Genomic DNA, 15392 nt, shown 5'->3' on the forward strand with positions numbered 1-15392 from the left:
CGGAGCGCAGCACAGCCCGCGCTCGCATAGTCTGCGATCCGGAAAAGGATCGTAACGATGGCGGCGTAGGGCCTCTGTGCTGCAGCGCACATGTGCTCAGGAAAAAACGAAGCGTTTGTCGAGGTGGTATTTCGTGACATAACCGATCACCAGACCGAGTGCGCCACCAGCCAGGCGCGCGATTTCCTCATGAAAGAGCGCATCCGCGGCGAATTCCACCGCCCAGAAAACGACTGTCGTGCCGAGCCCCATGGCAACGTACAGCGTGAACGTGCGCACACCGTGTGCAACGCTGCGGTGCTCGTAGCGGAATATCCACGCCTTGTCGAGCAGGTATTTGACGACCAGCCCGACGCCTGTTCCGATGCAGACCGAAATTGCAACTGCATACAGGCCCTGGTACAGGTGGAACGCGAGGCTCTGGCTGCCTAAATTCGCGCCGATTGAAATGGCAGCGAACACCGCGTACCAGAACACGAGCCGCGAACGGCTGAGCGTCATGCTGGCGGCCGGGCTGCTCACAGGGAAATCCTCTTGAATACGAAGCCAGGCAGCGAGCGGATCACGAGCATGATTTCCGCCCAGAACCACGGCGTATAGATCGAATCCTTTCCGCGCTCCACGGCACGCACGATGTCTGTCGCAACGCGCTCGGGCGAGGCGACGAGCGGGCCCGGCAGCGCGAGTCCGGCTGTCATTGGCGTGTTCACAAAACCTGGCTTGATCGTCAGGACTTTCACGTTCGACTTGAAGAGCCGCGCGCGCAGCCCTTCGCAGAAGGTCGTCACCGCCGCCTTGGCGGTGCCGTAGACGTAGTTGGAAGGGCGACCGCGGTCGCCTGCCACCGACGAGATGACGGCGATCGAACCGCTCTTCTGTGCCTCGAACACGGTGGCCAGTAGCGTTAGGAGTGCGATCGTCGAGAGGGCGTTGACGGTGATCTCGCGCACCGCGGCCTGTGGATCGCGTTCGCACTCCGACTGGTCGGAGAGCGTGCCGTGTGCGAGTAGAACGATGTCGATGCGGCCAAGCTCTGTCATCGCGGCGTCGAGCATGGCGCGGTGCTGTTCGAAATCGTTCACGTCGAGCACGAACGTGCCGACTCGACCGGCGCCACGTACGCGCAGGTCCTGAGCGACTGCGTCTAGACGCGTCGCGTGGCGCCCAGCCAGCATGAAGTTCGCCCCTCGTTTGACCCATTCTCGAGCACAGGCTACGGCGATGGCGGAGGAGCCGCCCACAATCAGAATGTTCTTGTCCATTACCGGGTTGTCCGTTGCCAGAAGCGCGACATCAAGGCCGGGTCGCGCAGTTGTTCGAGGGCTTGCCATGCGGGATAGGCGGCACGAAAATCCGCACCGGTCATGTGGGCATCCTTGGCCGGATATTGGCGGCCGTGCGCTTCACGCACGATCGCGTCGAGTCGCGCGAAAAGCGTCGCGTTGCGCGTGTCGTGCTGGGGAAAGTCGAGGGCGAGCGAAATTCCCTGCATCGGGAACGAGAGCAGCCCCGGAGAGACGAGCGGACCACAGCGCTTGAGCACCGCAAGGAAGGAGCCCGCGTGGGTCGAGGCGATCGCGTCGAGGAACGCATGCAGAGCGTCGCGGGCCGTGTTATCCGGCACAACGAACTGATACTGCTGAAAGCCGCGCCGCCCGTACAGACGGTTCCATTCGCCGATGCTGTCGAGCGGATAGAAGTAACTCGCGCAATTAACTACGGCGGCCCCTGCCTTGCTCGCCGCGCGGCGGTAGTAGAACTCGTTGAAGAGCTTCAGCGTGTAGCGGTTCACGGGAGACCACGGCGGGGCGAACGGCACGCGCCGCACGGGGCGGCGCGGCATGTCGAAGCAATGGTCGGTTGCATGGTCGGCGCTGACATAGATGCCGCGCCCAAGCGAGGCGCCGCGTCCTAAACAGTCGATCCACGCCACGCCATACTCGTGCTTTGCGTCGTACTCGTTCGACAGCGCAAGAAACTCATCGAGATTGCCGAAGGGACGTGTGTGGGTGGCCAGGCGGCTCGACTCGACGGGCATCAGTTGCAGCTCGACCCATTCGACGATCCCTGTCAGGCCAAGGCCGCCGATCGTTGCGCGATAGAACTCGGCGTTTTCCTCGGGCGCGCATTCAAGTGGCTCGCAATCGGAGCGCAGCAGCGAAAAGCGACGCACATGTCGTCCGAAGGTGCCGCGCACGTGGTGGTTTTTACCGTGCACGTCGTTGGCGACCGCGCCGCCGAGCGTTACGAATTGCGTGCCGGGCGTGACAGGCAACATCCAGCCGCGCGGCACCGCAAGCTCGAGCAGGTCGCCAAGCGTGACGCCCGCTTCCGCCCGAATGACGCCGGTTTTCCAATCCGCTGCAATGAAGCGGTCGAGGCCGCGAAGCATAAGGACGTGGTCGGTGGCGGCAAGACAGCTGTCGCCATAGCTGCGACCATTGCCGAAGGGCAACGTCGTGCCGAAACGCTTGGCGGCGTCGCGGAGCGCAGTCTGCGCGTTCTCTCGCCAACCAGGCTCGCGGCCGGTTTGCGGTGCATACGGGTAGTGGCCCCAGGAACTGAGCTTCGAGACGCTCATGACGTGCGGTCGCCGGTTAATGGATTAACAGTACGCGCATATTAGGGAGGCTGCGCGGGGATTACCGTTCGCCGGAACACAAAGGCCGTCCTCCGGCACGCGAACTATGCCCTGACCGCAGCGTTCTGGATCACAGGCTCTGCATTCGATCTCGATACGTTCCTCAGGAAAAGCAACGCGTAGCGTCGCCGAATCAGAGGCGAGCGAACTGCCTGGCGACCTCGTGGTCCGAGCCCTGTATTTCTATCGCATCTCTGAGGTGCGCAGCTTTACATGGCGGAACAAGCCTGCCATTTGTCTGTGTACAGACGATTGCGATCATGTATGGCCGGGACCAACATCCATGTCTGCTGATGCGGGTCGTCCGCGTCGCTCATCTTCTGGGTGCTCGTGTTCATCGCTGTTTCCGCGATCTGTTGCAGGATGCTGATGCAGTGCCCGATTACTTGCAAAGCAGCAGCAGGCGCTCCTGGTCCGAGCACGCCCGTGCATTGACTTGTTCTGTGGCGACGGCGCGCGGCGGCGCAGCCGCCTGCATCGCGGCGCGATGCGCGAAACAAGCCTTCAGACGTTGCTCAACGGGCGGATAGTATTGCCAGCCTTTGCCGAGGGCCGGCAGTTCGAGCTTCACCTGCTTCCACTTCGGGTGGCCGTGCTCCTGCAGGTTGTCGAAGTTCGCGCAGAGCGAGTCGGCAAAACGCTTCAGTTTGCCGACCGTATCGCGCAGGTTGTAGTCATAGGTGACGAGAAACGCTTTGACCGTCCACGTCGGTACGTCTTCCTTGAGCCAGTTCGGGTAGCTCGACACGTGGATCGTCGCGGGGTAGTAGGTTTGCTTTGCGCGCGCCGTCTCCGGCGCGTTCGGATCGACGCGCAGGAAGCGGATCTGCTGCAGCAACTCGGGGTTCATGTCGGTAAAGAGCTTGGCGGGTTGCCCGGCGACAATGATGGCTACATCGATCTTCTTGACGATGAGCGCGGCTAGTGCGTCTTCGTTGCTCAGGTGCTGCGCGTTCTGCTCGGGAATCGGCTGGCCGAACATGAGCCGGTACAGCGTCGTCGCCGACTGCGCGGTGCCGCTGCCGATCAGGCCGACGCTGATCACCTTGTCCTTGATCTCGTTGATCGTCTTCATCGGCGAGTCGTTACGCACAACGAAGTAAATCTCTTCGTCGTAGAGCGGCATGATGAGCCGCAGCGGTCGTATCAGCGTGCCGGCCTCTTCGTTGCCGGAATTGGCCATGTCGACGTAGGCCTGGTAGACGTCGGACTGCACGAGCGCGAGCTTCACGCCGCGCTCGAAACGCATGCGCTGCACGTTTTCCGCCGAGCCTTTCGACGGGATCACTTCGAGATCGATGCCCGCCGGCTGCGCGACCCATTTCGCCAGGTCCTGGCCGATCTGGATGTACGTGCCGCGCTCCTGGCCGGTCACGATCTTGTAGTTCGCGCCTGCCGCGGAGGCGAGCGCGAGTGTCGAAAGGAGCAGGGTGATCAGCGCTGCCATCCCCGCGAGCATCGTTTTCAGCATGGTCTCTCTCCCGCCTTGGATACGTTGTACGGCAGACTTCGATTTAATCTGTAATCGGTTTCAATGCGTGCCTTCGGAGGATGGGGCGTCCTTCCACCCAAGTTGGCGAATCGCGCGCTCCTGGGTATCGACGCCGTCGTCGTTGCTGCCGGGGACGGTGGCGCCGGCGGCAGCGGATTGATTCGCAGCAGCCGACGTATCGCTCTCCGCGCCTTCGACGTCCGCTGGATGTCCGTTAGCTGACGTGCTGGTCGCGCTCGGCAGCGGGGGCGTTGACGCGAATGGGGCCGGGGCGTTCGGTGCGGCTGGTGTGGCTGCGCCCCAATCCCGCGACGACGGCAGCGGAACGCTGCTTGCGTCGCGCGGCGGCGGTGCGGCCGCGTCCGCCTGTGCGGCGCCGTTCGGCGTACGGAGCGGCGACCAGCCTGTCGCCAGGATGGCGCGCTCCATCAGCGATCGTGCGCGCAGGCTGCCCGGATCAATCGCGAGCGCCTCCGATGCCTGTTCTCGCACGCAATCCCAGGCACGTTGCGAGGCACATCGGTCCGCGCTTTGCAGCGCATCATCGCGGCGTTGCGCCGCCGGTGCGCTGTGGCGGTGTATCTCGCGCGCTTCCTGATTGTCCGCGCCACGTGGAAGTGCGGCATTCCCGTTTAGCAAGCTTTTCTCCGCAGGACTCGCGCGCGTGACGCGTACTTCTCTTTCCTGGCCGCGCCTTTCGCCGTACAGCAGAAACGCGGCGTATGCGATTGCGACAATGAGCCACGCGAGCAAAACGCCCTTCACGAAGAGCCCTTTGCCGGTGCGCCAGAACGGGCGGTGTTCTTCGAGTTGATAGTGGTGCAAATAGTCCGCGTGCACCGGCGGGCGATTGGATGCGGCCGCGCCGGCAAGTGACACCTTTGCAACGGCAGGCATAGGTGCTGCCGCGGAACCAATGACTCTTAAGGTGGCTTTCGGGCGCGCGTGCGCAGCCATGTCGAGCGGGCGATCCGTGCCGCAGTAAGGGCAGGAATCGACGTACTGATGGAGCGCCCCGCCACAGAACTTGCACGGTGTAGGGAAACTCTGCTTACGAGTCATCTGAGCGGACATGCTGTCGTTCCACCGTCATGGCGACGCCATTTCGGCATGTTCAGGATCGTCGTTGAAGCGATCGGCGAGGCCTCGCGGAACCCACGATCTGCATGCGCAGGAGAGCGGCGGTGCCTGACCGGGCGCAGCCGCTCGAAAGATCATATGAGTGATTCTCCGTTCATACGCTGATTGCCGGTGTTGCCTACCGCACATATGCGCTGCCCGCGGGTCGACCTGACTGAAGTCATCTGGCGCAGCCGACTGCCCGTGAGCAGTGGGGCACGATTTGCTGGTTTGTGGTCCGCCAACAAACCGGTTGTGCGGATAAATGGCGCCCGATCATGGCAAGATTGGGGATTTCCCCGAGAAGCGTCCCGGATGACACGGCAGGCCGGGGCCCGCCTGCTGGATGCCGTTGCTTCCAGAGTCATGCGGTTTCTTGTCGGGTCAGGTATTGTGGCGACCTATCGTATTGTTTTCATTGAATAATATTTCGATGTGGCACTCAAATCCGACATCCAATGGTTGTAACTTGAGCTAGCAAAAGTGCCTCCGGGGTTGAATCAATCTCAACGGAAATTCCCCATTCCGCCCCTTCTTGAATTTGTCACTGCCCGTCCATATAATTAGCACTCACCGCATGAGAGTGCTAACAACTCTGGTGCTATCAACATCTCTGGCTGGCGGTTACCGGCAGCCAGGTTTTCTTGAGTCTCTTCAAGTCCCAATCAACAGAGGAACATCCATGAACCTTCGTCCTTTGCATGATCGCGTGATCGTCAAGCGCCTGGATCAAGAAACCAAGACCGCTTCGGGCATCGTGATCCCGGACGCAGCCGCAGAAAAGCCGGATCAAGGCGAAGTCCTGGCCGTCGGCCCGGGCAAGCGCGACGACAAGGGCGCCCAGATCGCGCTCGACGTGAAGGTCGGCGATCGCGTCCTGTTCGGCAAGTACGCTGGCCAGACCGTCAAGGTCGATGGCAACGAACTGCTCGTGATGCGCGAAGAAGACATCATGGCCGTGGTGAACAAGTAAGTTCATTCCACCGCTCACTATTCAAGAATCCAAGGAGTTAGAAGATGGCAGCTAAAGACGTCGTGTTCGGCGATTCCGCCCGTTCCAAGATGGTTGAAGGCGTGAACATTCTCGCCAACGCAGTGAAGGTCACGCTGGGTCCGAAGGGCCGCAACGTGGTCCTCGAGCGCTCGTTCGGCGGCCCGACGGTCACCAAGGACGGTGTCTCGGTCGCAAAGGAAATCGAGCTCAAGGACAAGCTCCAGAACATGGGCGCGCAAATGGTCAAGGAAGTCGCTTCCAAGACCAGCGACAACGCCGGTGACGGCACGACGACGGCTACGGTTCTGGCCCAGTCGATCGTCCGCGAAGGCATGAAGTACGTCGCATCGGGCATGAACCCGATGGACCTGAAGCGCGGCATCGACAAGGCCGTCGCAGCAGCAATCGAAGAGCTGCGCAAGGTCAGCAAGCCCTGCACGACCAACAAGGAAATCGCTCAAGTCGGCTCGATCTCGGCAAACAGCGACACGTCGATCGGCGACCGTATCGCTGAAGCGATGGACAAGGTCGGCAAGGAAGGCGTCATCACCGTCGAAGACGGCAAGTCGCTGCAAGACGAGCTGGAAGTCGTCGAAGGTATGCAGTTCGACCGCGGCTACCTCTCGCCGTACTTCATCAACAACCCGGACAAGCAAGTCGCCGTGCTGGAAAGCCCGTTCGTCCTGCTGTTCGACAAGAAGATCTCGAACATCCGCGATCTGCTGCCGGTTCTGGAACAAGTCGCGAAGGCTGGCCGTCCGCTGCTGATCATCGCTGAAGACGTCGAAGGCGAAGCTCTGGCAACGCTGGTCGTCAACAACATCCGTGGCATCCTGAAGACCGTCGCCGTCAAGGCTCCGGGCTTCGGCGACCGCCGCAAGGCCATGCTGGAAGACATCGCGATCCTGACCGGTGGTCAAGTCATCGCTGAAGAAACCGGCCTCACGCTCGAAAAGGCAACGCTGGCCGAACTGGGTCAAGCGAAGCGCATCGAAGTGGGCAAGGAAAACACGACGATCATCGACGGCGCAGGCGAAGCCGTGAACATCGAAGCGCGCGTGAAGCAAATCCGCACGCAGATCGAAGAAGCGACGTCGGACTACGACCGTGAAAAGCTGCAAGAGCGCGTTGCCAAGCTGGCAGGCGGTGTGGCAGTGATCAAGGTTGGCGCTGCGACCGAAGTCGAAATGAAGGAAAAGAAGGCACGCGTGGAAGACGCGCTGCACGCAACCCGCGCTGCCGTTGAAGAAGGCATCGTCCCGGGCGGCGGCGTTGCGCTGATCCGTGCACGCACGGCAATCGCCAACGTGAAGGGCGCCAACGCAGACCAGGACGCCGGTATCAAGATCGTCCTGCGCGCAATGGAAGAGCCGCTGCGCCAGATCGTCACGAACGGCGGCGAAGAAGCTTCGGTCGTCGTGGCAGCAGTTGCAGCTGGTCAAGGCAACTACGGCTACAACGCAGCGACCGGCGAGTACGTCGACATGGTCGAAGCCGGCGTGGTCGACCCGACGAAGGTCACGCGCACTGCACTGCAAAACGCAGCTTCGGTTGCTGGCCTGCTCCTGACGACGGACGCAGCTGTTGCTGAAGTGCCGAAGGAAGATGCTCCGATGCCTGGCGGCATGCCCGGCGGCATGGGCGGCATGGGCATGGACATGTAATTGCGATCCGGAGTTGGTGCTTCAGCTGCCGACCAGAGTTAGCGCTTCAGCGCTTACTTTGGTCCCATGCAAAGCTCCTACTCCGGTCCCAGGCAGAGCCAAGGCTTCTGCCGAAATTACATCGACGTGCAGGGAGCACCCCGCGAGGCGTGTTTCCCTGGCCCAAAAGAAAAAACCCGCAGCGATGCGGGTTTTTTTTCGTCTATGCGGTTCGCGCGGCTGGCCTCCGCGCAGAAGGCCAAGCAGCAGTCTTATTCTTTCGCTTCGCCGGGCGAGGCTTCGTCCGCGTCCGTATCGTTGCTGCGCGCCCAGAAGAACCGATCCGGCAGCCACGCGCCCATGCCTGGCCTGAACGCGTTCTGCACGGCCTGATACACATATTCCTGCGCCTCGCGTACGGCCTCGGGCGGCTCCTGCCCATTGGCGAGCAGCGCGGCAATGGCGGCGCCGAGCGTGTCCGTTACGCCCATCATCGGCTGCGTTGAGCGGTCCCACAGATCCTGGCGCAACTGGCCGTCTTCGCAATAGAGCGTGTTGACCACGCGATGCGTGCCCGTTTCCATCGCCAGGATGAACTCGCAACCGGTGGCGAGCAGGTGTGCGATGGCGGCGTCGACGCTGGGCGCCTCTGCGTCGCCGTCTGGCTGTGCGAGCGCGATCAGCGTGGCGGAGTCGGCCACGAGCAGCGTGGTTTGCGGCACGAGCAGGTCGGCCATCGCTTCACGCAGTTCGTCGGCGGCGAGCACGTGTTCGTCGTCGAGCGTGAAGTCGGGGGCGAGGATGAGGGGCACGTCGTCGTAGTCGGCGACCACTTCGGCGATCGCGCTCACGACCTCGGCGCGCGCGCCCGCGCCGACCTTGAATGCCGCGATCGGCATATCTTCGAGCAGCATGCGCGCCTGGGTGGCGACGGTTTCCGGATCGAGCCCGGTCACTTCGTCGCAGCCCGCAGAGTCGCGCACCGTGTAGCCGGTCAGCGCGGTGACGCCATGGCAGCCCATGCTGGCGAGCGTGAGCAGGTCGGCTTGAAGTCCGCCGCCGCCGGTCGGGTCGGAAAGGCCGAAGGTGAGGACGATGGGAGGGGTGTCGCTGGGCATGAACGTGGCGAGATGGATTGGACTTCGGGTGCGGCGTACCGTGCCGTCATAAGAGAATGCTTCAATTATGCGGCCTATCGATGAATCCGGGGGACGGATGACCCCGGCGCGCGCGAGGATTTTTCCGCGCTGCGCGAGCTGCTCGCGGCAGCGCGCGGCGTTTGATCCCGTGCAGGTCAGTTTTCCTCTTGCTAGGCATGGAAACGGCAACAAGGTACCATCATGGCTCTCGTTCCCCTGAATTTTTCCCCGACTGGTTTCGGACTTTTCGACGCGGCATAAGAATGGAATATAGAAGCTGGATGTGCCTGATCTGCGGCTGGATTTACGACGAAGAAGCCGGTTTGCCAGACGAAGGCATTGCCCCCGGCACGCGCTGGGAGGATGTCCCGATCAACTGGACCTGCCCTGAGTGCGGCGCGCGCAAGGAAGACTTCGAGATGGTCCAGATCTGAGCGCGTTGCTCAGATAGCTGGCGATAGCCGGCGCGCAGTCTGGCTGCAGATTCCAGAAGTGTGGCGGGTGTGGAGTGCGGTGTCGCAACGGCGGGCACCGTATTTGCGCTTGCCGTCGCGGTTGTCGACGTCAGCGTCGACGCTATTGTCGAGATCGCCCGCCTGGTCGGCCCGCTAATGTTTTCGGCGCTGCCCTATGAGTCATCTTTCAAGCTCTGATGTGCGGTTCGAAGCATTGCCGAATCCGCGCGGCGGCACGGTGCCGTTCGCGCACGGCGCGCTCGCCCAGGCGCTTGCCGCGCTCGAAGAGCAGCGTGACGTTGCCCGTCCGCTGCGCCAGGCCGCCCGCACGCTGCATGACGCCGGCTGGCTTGCCGCCTCGCGCTTTGCCGATACGCTGCTCCTCGCTTCCCCGCTCGCGCTTGCCGCGCCGGTGCCCGTGGAGCCGCCGCCGGGCTTGCCCGCGCGGCCGCTTCATGCGCCCGAGGAAGCGCAGGGCGCTGAATTCCGCGTGTTGTTCAGCCAGGCGCTCAAGGAACTCGTCGCCGCGCTCGAACGCCGCAATCTGCGCGAGCTGGCATGCTCGCCCGCGCTTTTCGCGCGGCAGCACGCGCTCGTGGCTGCACTGGCGGAGCATGTGCCGGGCATCGCGCTCGCCTACGAGGATGTGGCGCTGCTGGGCCGGCCGCTCGCGCCCGCCACGCTGCATCCGCAGCCGGCTCAGCGCTTTGGTCAGGTGCGCGCGCGCTTCGAGCAGGCGCTTTTGCATGCGTTGAAATCGCAGGTCGACAACGGCAGCCGTGCGGCCAATGCGCTCGCGCTCGCGGCGTTCGACGAGATGGACGCCTGCATGGCCGAGCTATCGAGCCCCGATCCTTACGACTTCTGGCGGCTTGCCGCTGCATGCGCACGCGCGCTCCGGCGCGGCGTGGCCTCGTGGGGCGACGAGGGCGTGCGGCGTCTTTACGCGCGCTGCAATCTGCTGATCGGCGAGCACGCGCACGGCCTGCGCTTCGCGCCGCAAACGCTCGTGCGCTCGACGCTAGCGTTGCTATGGCGCGACTACGCGCTCTTCGGGGCCGCAGCCGAAGACACCGCCGACGTCGATCTGCTGCATGACTATGGCTTGACCGTGGAGTGGCACATCGCCGGCACGCAGGCCTCGGAAGCGCTGTGGGAAGCCGGCAGCGCGCAGGCCGGCGCGCTCGCAGCGCGCGTGGCGCCCACGCGCGAGCTGGGCGCGCTGGTCGTGAATGGCAACGCGTATGAAGATTTTCTGCAGACTGCCGATGCGGCGATGATCGCGCTCGGCACGCACTCGCGCACGCTGACGACGCGCGGTGCGGGCGGGGCCGCAGAGCCCGCCGACGCGCTCGTCGCGGCCGAGGCGGCGTACCGCATCGGCGCTGCGGCCTGGGCGCTCGGGCTCGGTCACGTCGGCCAGCTCGCGGATGCGCTGGGCCTCGCCTGGCGGCGCACCGCGCACGCGGCAACGCTCGCGACGCTCGAGGCGAAGGGCGCGCCGTCGGTTCAGCCGCCCGGCGCCGAGGCGATCGAGCACGCCAGCGAGGCGCTTCGCGCCATGCTGCACAAGGTCGCGGCGGGCATCGCGCAGCCCGACGCCACGCCCGCGGTGCGCGGGCTTGCGGCGGCGATCGTCAGCGGCGTGGCGCAAACCGCAGCGCAAACAACCGCGCACTGAATGGACGGGCGGGCGGATCAGCGGCGTGCGCGAGGCCGCCCAGGCGCCGGGCATCGGCCTTGCGCCGTCGGTCCATTGCCTTGCAAGGGCACAGCATGCGCGTGTTAGAGTGAGCCATTCCCTGCAATGCGCGACGCGTAGCGGCTGGCAAAGTGCGAGGCAGCCATCGGGCGCCCGACCTCCGGCCTGGCAGCGTGCCGCCATTGCGCATCGTCTTTGCTAGAATTCAAACCATGTCCAAGAGTAACGATCGCATCAATCTGACCAACCAGTTCCTGATCGCCATGCCGAACATGGCGGACCCCACGTTTTCAGGAACGGTGGTCTACCTTTGCGATCATTCGGAGCGCGGCGCGCTCGGTCTCGTCATCAATCGGCCCACCGACATCGATCTCGAGGCACTCTTTTCCCGCATCGACCTCAAGCTCGAAATCGAGCCGCTCCTGCACGTGCCCGTTTATTTCGGCGGCCCGGTGCAGACCGAGCGCGGCTTCGTGCTGCACGCGCCCGCCGAGGGCACGAGCTATACGTCGTCGATGTCGGTGCCGGGTGGCCTCGAGATGACCACGTCGAAGGATGTGCTCGAAGCCGTTGCCAACGGCAGCGGCCCTGAGCGCTTCCTCCTCACGCTCGGCCATGCCGGCTGGGGCGCGGGTCAGCTCGAAGACGAAATCTCGAAGAATGGCTGGCTCACGGTCGAGGCCGATCCGAAGATCGTGTTCGACGTGCCCGCCGAAGAGCGTTTCGAGGCGGCGCTCGCGCTGCTTGGCATTTCCTCGACGATGCTGTCGGGCGAGGCGGGTCACGCATGAGCGTGGCCGCTGGGCGAGGGGCCGGCGAGGCCACCTTGCTTGCGTTCGATTACGGCGAAAAGCGCATCGGCGTGGCGCTTGGCAATGCGCTCACGCGCAGCGCCCGGGCGCTTACCGTCATTCCCAACAAGAGTCGCGACTACCGTTTCGAAGCGATAGGCGAGTTGCTGCGCGAATGGCAGCCTGATGTGCTCGTGGTCGGCTTGCCGTGCCATCCGGATGGCACGCCACACATCATGACGCAGCACGCGAAGCGCTTTGGCAACCAGCTCAACGGCCGCTTCGGTCTGCGGGTGGTGTGGGTGGACGAACGCTATTCGTCCGTCGATGCCGAAGCACGGCTGCGCGAGCGTGGCGAGCGCGTCGAACATGTCGACGCCGAAGCGGCCTCCGTGATTCTCCAGCAGTACCTCGACGAACTCCCGCTCTGACTAGCCCGCGAGTTGCCCGATGATCATTCCCGACGCTGAAGCGCTGTACTTCGCCCTTCTCGACGAGATTCGCGCGGCGTATCACGCCGATGCGTTTGGCGCGCCCGGCGGCGTGGCGATCGTCGGCATTCATAGCGGCGGCGCGTGGATCGCCGAGCGGCTCGCGCAGGACGTCGGCGCGCTCGAGTGGGGCGTGCTCAACGTTGCACTGCATCGCGACGACTACGCGAAAAAGGGCCTGCACAGCAAAGCGAGCCCAACGGCGCTGCCGTTCGCGGTGGAAGGCCGCCACATCCTGCTCGTCGACGACGTGCTGTACACGGGCCGCACCGTACGTGCCGCGCTCAACGAACTCTATGACTACGGGCGGCCGGCCTCCGTCGAACTCGCGGTGCTCGCCGAGCGCGGCGGGCGCGAGTTGCCGGTGTCCGCGCGTTTCACCGGCGGCGCAGTGAGCGTCGGTGCACACGAAACGCTCGTACTTGCGCACAACCCCGACGGCCGCTTCGCCTTTGAAGTCGAGCAGGGCAGCGGTAGCTGACGCGCGCATCGAACACATTCGGCGGCAGCGACGGCGGTCCCACAGGCATTCACGCCGTCCACACGCCGCCTATCACACCCAGGATTCACGCGATGAACACACAGCCCACGTCCGCCGCGTCCCCAGCGGACGACAAGCGTTTTCGCTACGGCTTCCTCAAGGGCAATCCGCAGCTCACGAAGAATGGCGAGCTCAAACACCTGCTGTCGATCGAGGGCCTCTCGCGCGCGATCCTCACGCACGTTCTCGACACCGCCACGCAGTTCGTGAGCGTCACCGACCGCGACGTGAAGAAGGTCCCGCTGTTGCGCGGCAAGTCGGTGTTCAACCTGTTCTTCGAGAACTCCACGCGTACGCGCACCACGTTCGAGATTGCGGCCACGCGTCTTTCGGCGGATGTGCTCAACCTGAACATCAACGCTTCGTCGACGAGCAAGGGTGAGTCGCTGCTCGACACCATCGGCAATCTCTCGGCGATGCACGCCGACATGTTCGTCGTGCGCCACGCGTCGAGCGGCGCACCGTACCTGATCGCCGAGCACTGCGCGCCGCACGTGCATGTGATCAACGCCGGCGACGGCCGCCACGCGCACCCGACGCAAGGCCTGCTCGACATGTACACGATCCGCCACTACAAGCGTGACTTTACGAACCTGCGCGTGGCGATCGTGGGCGACATCCTGCATTCGCGCGTGGCGCGCTCGGACATCCACGCGCTGACCACGCTGGGCGTGCCCGAGGTGCGCGCCATCGGCCCGCGCACGCTGTTGCCGGGCGGCCTCGAACAGATGGGCGTGCGCGTGTTTCATAACCTCGATGAAGGCCTGAAGGATGTCGACGTCATCATCATGCTGCGCTTGCAGAACGAGCGCATGAGCGGCGCGCTGCTGCCCTCCGCGCAGGAGTACTTCAAGAGTTGGGGCTTGACGCCCGAGCGCCTCGCGCTCGCCGCGCCCGACGCGATCGTCATGCATCCGGGACCGATGAATCGCGGCGTGGAGATCGACTCGCAGGTCGCCGACGGCCCGCAGTCGGTGATCCTCGACCAGGTGAGCTTCGGCATTGCGGTGCGCATGGCGGTGATGGGCATCGTCGCCGGTAACAACGATTGAAGCGGCGAGAACGACAAGGGCAGCAGATGAAGATCCATATTCAAGGCGGCACGCTGATCGATCCAGCGGCCGGAACCGAACAGCAGCAGGACGTGTACATCGAAGCGGGCAAGATCGCCGCGCTTGGCGCGGCGCCTGCAGGCTTCCAGGCAGACAGAACGCTCGATGCGCGCGGCCTCGTGGTCGCGCCGGGTCTCGTCGACCTGAGCGCGCGCCTGCGCGAGCCGGGCTACGAGCACAAGGCCACGCTCGACTCGGAGATGAACGCGGCACTCGCTGGCGGCGTGACGACCCTCGTGTGTCCGCCGGACACCGACCCTGTGCTCGACGAGGCCGGCCTCGTCGAGATGCTCAAACACCGTGCGGGCAAGCTCGCGCGTGCGCATGTGCATCCGTTGGGCGCGCTCACCGTGGGGCTGAAAGGGCAGGTGATCACCGAGATGGTGTCGCTGACCGAGGCGGGCTGCATCGGCTTCACGCAGGCCGACACGCCGATCGCCGATACCCAGGTCCTGCTGCGCGCGCTGCAGTATGCGAGCACCTATGGCTACGCCGTGTGGCTGCGGCCGCAGGACGCGTATCTCTCGAAGGGCGGTGTGGCCGCGAGCGGCGCGCTGGCTTCGCGCCTCGGCCTCTCCGGCGTGCCGGTGAGCGCGGAGACGATCGCGCTGCACACGCTCTTCGAACTGATGCGCGTGACGGGTGCGCGCGTGCACGTGCAGCATCTTTCGTCTGCGGCGGGCGTGGCGCTCATGCGCGCCGCGAAGGCCGAAGGCCTGCCCGTGACCTGCGACGTGACGGCGAACCATCTGCATCTGATCGACATGGACATCGGCTATTTCGATGCGCAGTTCCGGCTCGACCCGCCGCTGCGCCAGCAGCGCGATCGCGAGGCGATTCGCGCGGGTCTTGCCGACGGGACGATCGACGCGATCTGTTCACAACACACGCCCGTGGACGACGACGAGAAGTTGCTGCCGTTCGCCGAAGCGACGCCGGGCGCGACGGGCCTCGAGCTATTCCTCTCGCTGACCGTGAAATGGGCGCAGGAAGCGCGCGTGCCGCTCGCGAAGGCGCTCGCCCATGTGACGTCGGCGCCGGCTGCGGTGATGCAACGTGACGCGGGACGGCTCGCCGTGGGCGCGAGTGCGGACCTCTGCGTGTTCGATCCCCATGCGCACTGGCGCGTCGAGCCGCGCGCGCTCAGGAGTCAGGGACACAACACGCCGTTCCTCGGCTACGAGCTGCCCGCCGTGGTGCGCGCAACGCTCGTGGCGGGCCGTGTGGCCTTCGAGCGCGGGTTCGATTGAGTTGCGATCACGCATGACAGAT

General features: G+C 64.3%; 15 protein-coding genes. 9 read left to right on the forward strand and 6 right to left on the reverse strand.

The window, feature by feature from the left end:
• Positions 1 to 96 precede the first annotated feature (96 nt).
• The 5 genes from AB4Y35_RS10970 to AB4Y35_RS10990 all read right to left on the reverse strand — a co-directional run bounded on the left by AB4Y35_RS10970 (position 97) and on the right by AB4Y35_RS10990 (position 5207).
• Positions 97 to 522 carry a GtrA family protein gene (locus AB4Y35_RS10970; protein WP_368704398.1) on the reverse strand — a complete coding sequence of 142 codons (426 nt, stop codon included), beginning with the start codon at positions 520 to 522 and terminating at the stop codon, positions 97 to 99.
• Positions 519 to 1262: an SDR family oxidoreductase gene (locus tag AB4Y35_RS10975; protein ID WP_368704399.1), complete on the reverse strand. Its 744-nt coding sequence runs from the start codon at positions 1260 to 1262 to the stop codon at positions 519 to 521. The genes AB4Y35_RS10970 and AB4Y35_RS10975 overlap by 4 nt, the downstream gene beginning before the upstream one ends.
• Positions 1262 to 2581, reverse strand: a complete 1320-nt coding sequence (locus AB4Y35_RS10980) for an FAD-dependent oxidoreductase (protein WP_368704400.1) — start codon at positions 2579 to 2581, stop codon at positions 1262 to 1264. Before AB4Y35_RS10980 ends, AB4Y35_RS10975 begins: the two co-directional genes overlap by 1 nt.
• Before the next feature lie 442 nt (positions 2582 to 3023).
• Positions 3024 to 4112, reverse strand: coding sequence for a TAXI family TRAP transporter solute-binding subunit (locus tag AB4Y35_RS10985; protein WP_368704401.1), 1089 nt, complete (start codon positions 4110 to 4112; stop codon positions 3024 to 3026).
• Between the two features lie 60 nt (positions 4113 to 4172).
• Positions 4173 to 5207 (reverse strand): hypothetical protein, encoded by a 1035-nt coding sequence (locus AB4Y35_RS10990; RefSeq protein ID WP_368704402.1) that lies wholly within the window; start codon positions 5205 to 5207, stop codon positions 4173 to 4175.
• 727 nt (positions 5208 to 5934) lie between these two features.
• On the opposite strand from AB4Y35_RS10990, the gene groES reads away from it, so the two are divergent.
• Together groES and groL are read left to right on the forward strand one after the other, a co-directional pair.
• A complete protein-coding gene (gene groES / locus AB4Y35_RS10995; protein WP_110857043.1) occupies positions 5935 to 6225 on the forward strand; it encodes a co-chaperone GroES in 291 nt (96 codons plus the stop codon).
• A 44-nt stretch (positions 6226 to 6269) separates the two neighbouring features.
• Positions 6270 to 7910: a chaperonin GroEL gene (gene groL / locus AB4Y35_RS11000; protein WP_133189858.1), complete on the forward strand. Its 1641-nt coding sequence runs from the start codon at positions 6270 to 6272 to the stop codon at positions 7908 to 7910.
• A 251-nt stretch (positions 7911 to 8161) separates the two neighbouring features.
• Here groL and AB4Y35_RS11005 read toward each other — a convergent pair whose 3' ends face one another.
• Positions 8162 to 9007: a hydroxymethylpyrimidine/phosphomethylpyrimidine kinase gene (locus tag AB4Y35_RS11005; protein WP_368704403.1), complete on the reverse strand. Its 846-nt coding sequence runs from the start codon at positions 9005 to 9007 to the stop codon at positions 8162 to 8164.
• A 284-nt stretch (positions 9008 to 9291) separates the two neighbouring features.
• Here AB4Y35_RS11005 and AB4Y35_RS11010 point away from each other — a divergent pair, with 284 nt between their 5' ends.
• The 7 genes from AB4Y35_RS11010 to AB4Y35_RS11040 all read left to right on the forward strand — a co-directional run bounded on the left by AB4Y35_RS11010 (position 9292) and on the right by AB4Y35_RS11040 (position 15370).
• Positions 9292 to 9462 carry a rubredoxin gene (locus AB4Y35_RS11010; protein ID WP_008342674.1) on the forward strand — a complete coding sequence of 57 codons (171 nt, stop codon included), beginning with the start codon at positions 9292 to 9294 and terminating at the stop codon, positions 9460 to 9462.
• A gap of 196 nt (positions 9463 to 9658) precedes the next feature.
• Positions 9659 to 11164: a hypothetical protein gene (locus AB4Y35_RS11015; protein WP_368704404.1), complete on the forward strand. Its 1506-nt coding sequence runs from the start codon at positions 9659 to 9661 to the stop codon at positions 11162 to 11164.
• Between the two features lie 233 nt (positions 11165 to 11397).
• Entirely contained in the window at positions 11398 to 11976 is a 579-nt protein-coding gene (locus tag AB4Y35_RS11020) for a YqgE/AlgH family protein (RefSeq protein WP_133189864.1), read from the forward strand.
• On the forward strand, positions 11973 to 12407 hold the full coding sequence (gene ruvX, locus AB4Y35_RS11025) for a Holliday junction resolvase RuvX (RefSeq protein ID WP_133189866.1): 435 nt from the start codon (positions 11973 to 11975) through the stop codon (positions 12405 to 12407). Before AB4Y35_RS11020 ends, ruvX begins: the two co-directional genes overlap by 4 nt.
• Positions 12408 to 12426: 19 nt before the next feature.
• Positions 12427 to 12948, forward strand: coding sequence for a bifunctional pyr operon transcriptional regulator/uracil phosphoribosyltransferase PyrR (gene pyrR, locus AB4Y35_RS11030; RefSeq protein WP_133189868.1), 522 nt, complete (start codon positions 12427 to 12429; stop codon positions 12946 to 12948).
• Between the two features lie 92 nt (positions 12949 to 13040).
• Complete coding sequence (locus AB4Y35_RS11035) at positions 13041 to 14060, forward strand: aspartate carbamoyltransferase catalytic subunit (RefSeq protein ID WP_368704405.1); 1020 nt, start codon at positions 13041 to 13043, stop codon at positions 14058 to 14060.
• A gap of 26 nt (positions 14061 to 14086) precedes the next feature.
• A complete protein-coding gene (locus AB4Y35_RS11040; RefSeq protein WP_368704406.1) occupies positions 14087 to 15370 on the forward strand; it encodes a dihydroorotase in 1284 nt (427 codons plus the stop codon).
• Positions 15371 to 15392: the final 22 nt, after the last annotated feature.

Origin of the sequence: Paraburkholderia sp. EG286A (genome assembly GCF_040965375.1) — a bacterium.
In the GTDB taxonomy this organism is placed as follows: Bacteria; Pseudomonadota; Gammaproteobacteria; order Burkholderiales; family Burkholderiaceae; genus Paraburkholderia.

Bases quoted from the DNA above. Each gene is read 5' to 3' on its own strand.
- pyrR (WP_133189868.1), top strand. From the start codon at position 12,427: ATGATCATTCCCGACGCTGAAGCGCTGTACTTCGCCCTTCTCGACGAG.
- AB4Y35_RS11035 (WP_368704405.1), top strand. From the start codon at position 13,041: ATGAACACACAGCCCACGTCCGCCGCGTCCCCAGCGGACGACAAGCGT.
- groES (WP_110857043.1), top strand. From the start codon at position 5,935: ATGAACCTTCGTCCTTTGCATGATCGCGTGATCGTCAAGCGCCTGGAT.
- AB4Y35_RS10985 (WP_368704401.1), bottom strand. From the start codon at position 4,112: ATGCTGAAAACGATGCTCGCGGGGATGGCAGCGCTGATCACCCTGCTC.
- AB4Y35_RS11010 (WP_008342674.1), top strand. From the start codon at position 9,292: ATGGAATATAGAAGCTGGATGTGCCTGATCTGCGGCTGGATTTACGAC.
- AB4Y35_RS11005 (WP_368704403.1), bottom strand. From the start codon at position 9,007: ATGCCCAGCGACACCCCTCCCATCGTCCTCACCTTCGGCCTTTCCGAC.
- ruvX (WP_133189866.1), top strand. From the start codon at position 11,973: ATGAGCGTGGCCGCTGGGCGAGGGGCCGGCGAGGCCACCTTGCTTGCG.
- groL (WP_133189858.1), top strand. From the start codon at position 6,270: ATGGCAGCTAAAGACGTCGTGTTCGGCGATTCCGCCCGTTCCAAGATG.
- AB4Y35_RS10980 (WP_368704400.1), bottom strand. From the start codon at position 2,581: ATGAGCGTCTCGAAGCTCAGTTCCTGGGGCCACTACCCGTATGCACCG.
- AB4Y35_RS10990 (WP_368704402.1), bottom strand. From the start codon at position 5,207: ATGTCCGCTCAGATGACTCGTAAGCAGAGTTTCCCTACACCGTGCAAG.
- AB4Y35_RS10975 (WP_368704399.1), bottom strand. From the start codon at position 1,262: ATGGACAAGAACATTCTGATTGTGGGCGGCTCCTCCGCCATCGCCGTA.
- AB4Y35_RS11040 (WP_368704406.1), top strand. From the start codon at position 14,087: ATGAAGATCCATATTCAAGGCGGCACGCTGATCGATCCAGCGGCCGGA.
- AB4Y35_RS11015 (WP_368704404.1), top strand. From the start codon at position 9,659: ATGAGTCATCTTTCAAGCTCTGATGTGCGGTTCGAAGCATTGCCGAAT.
- AB4Y35_RS11020 (WP_133189864.1), top strand. From the start codon at position 11,398: ATGTCCAAGAGTAACGATCGCATCAATCTGACCAACCAGTTCCTGATC.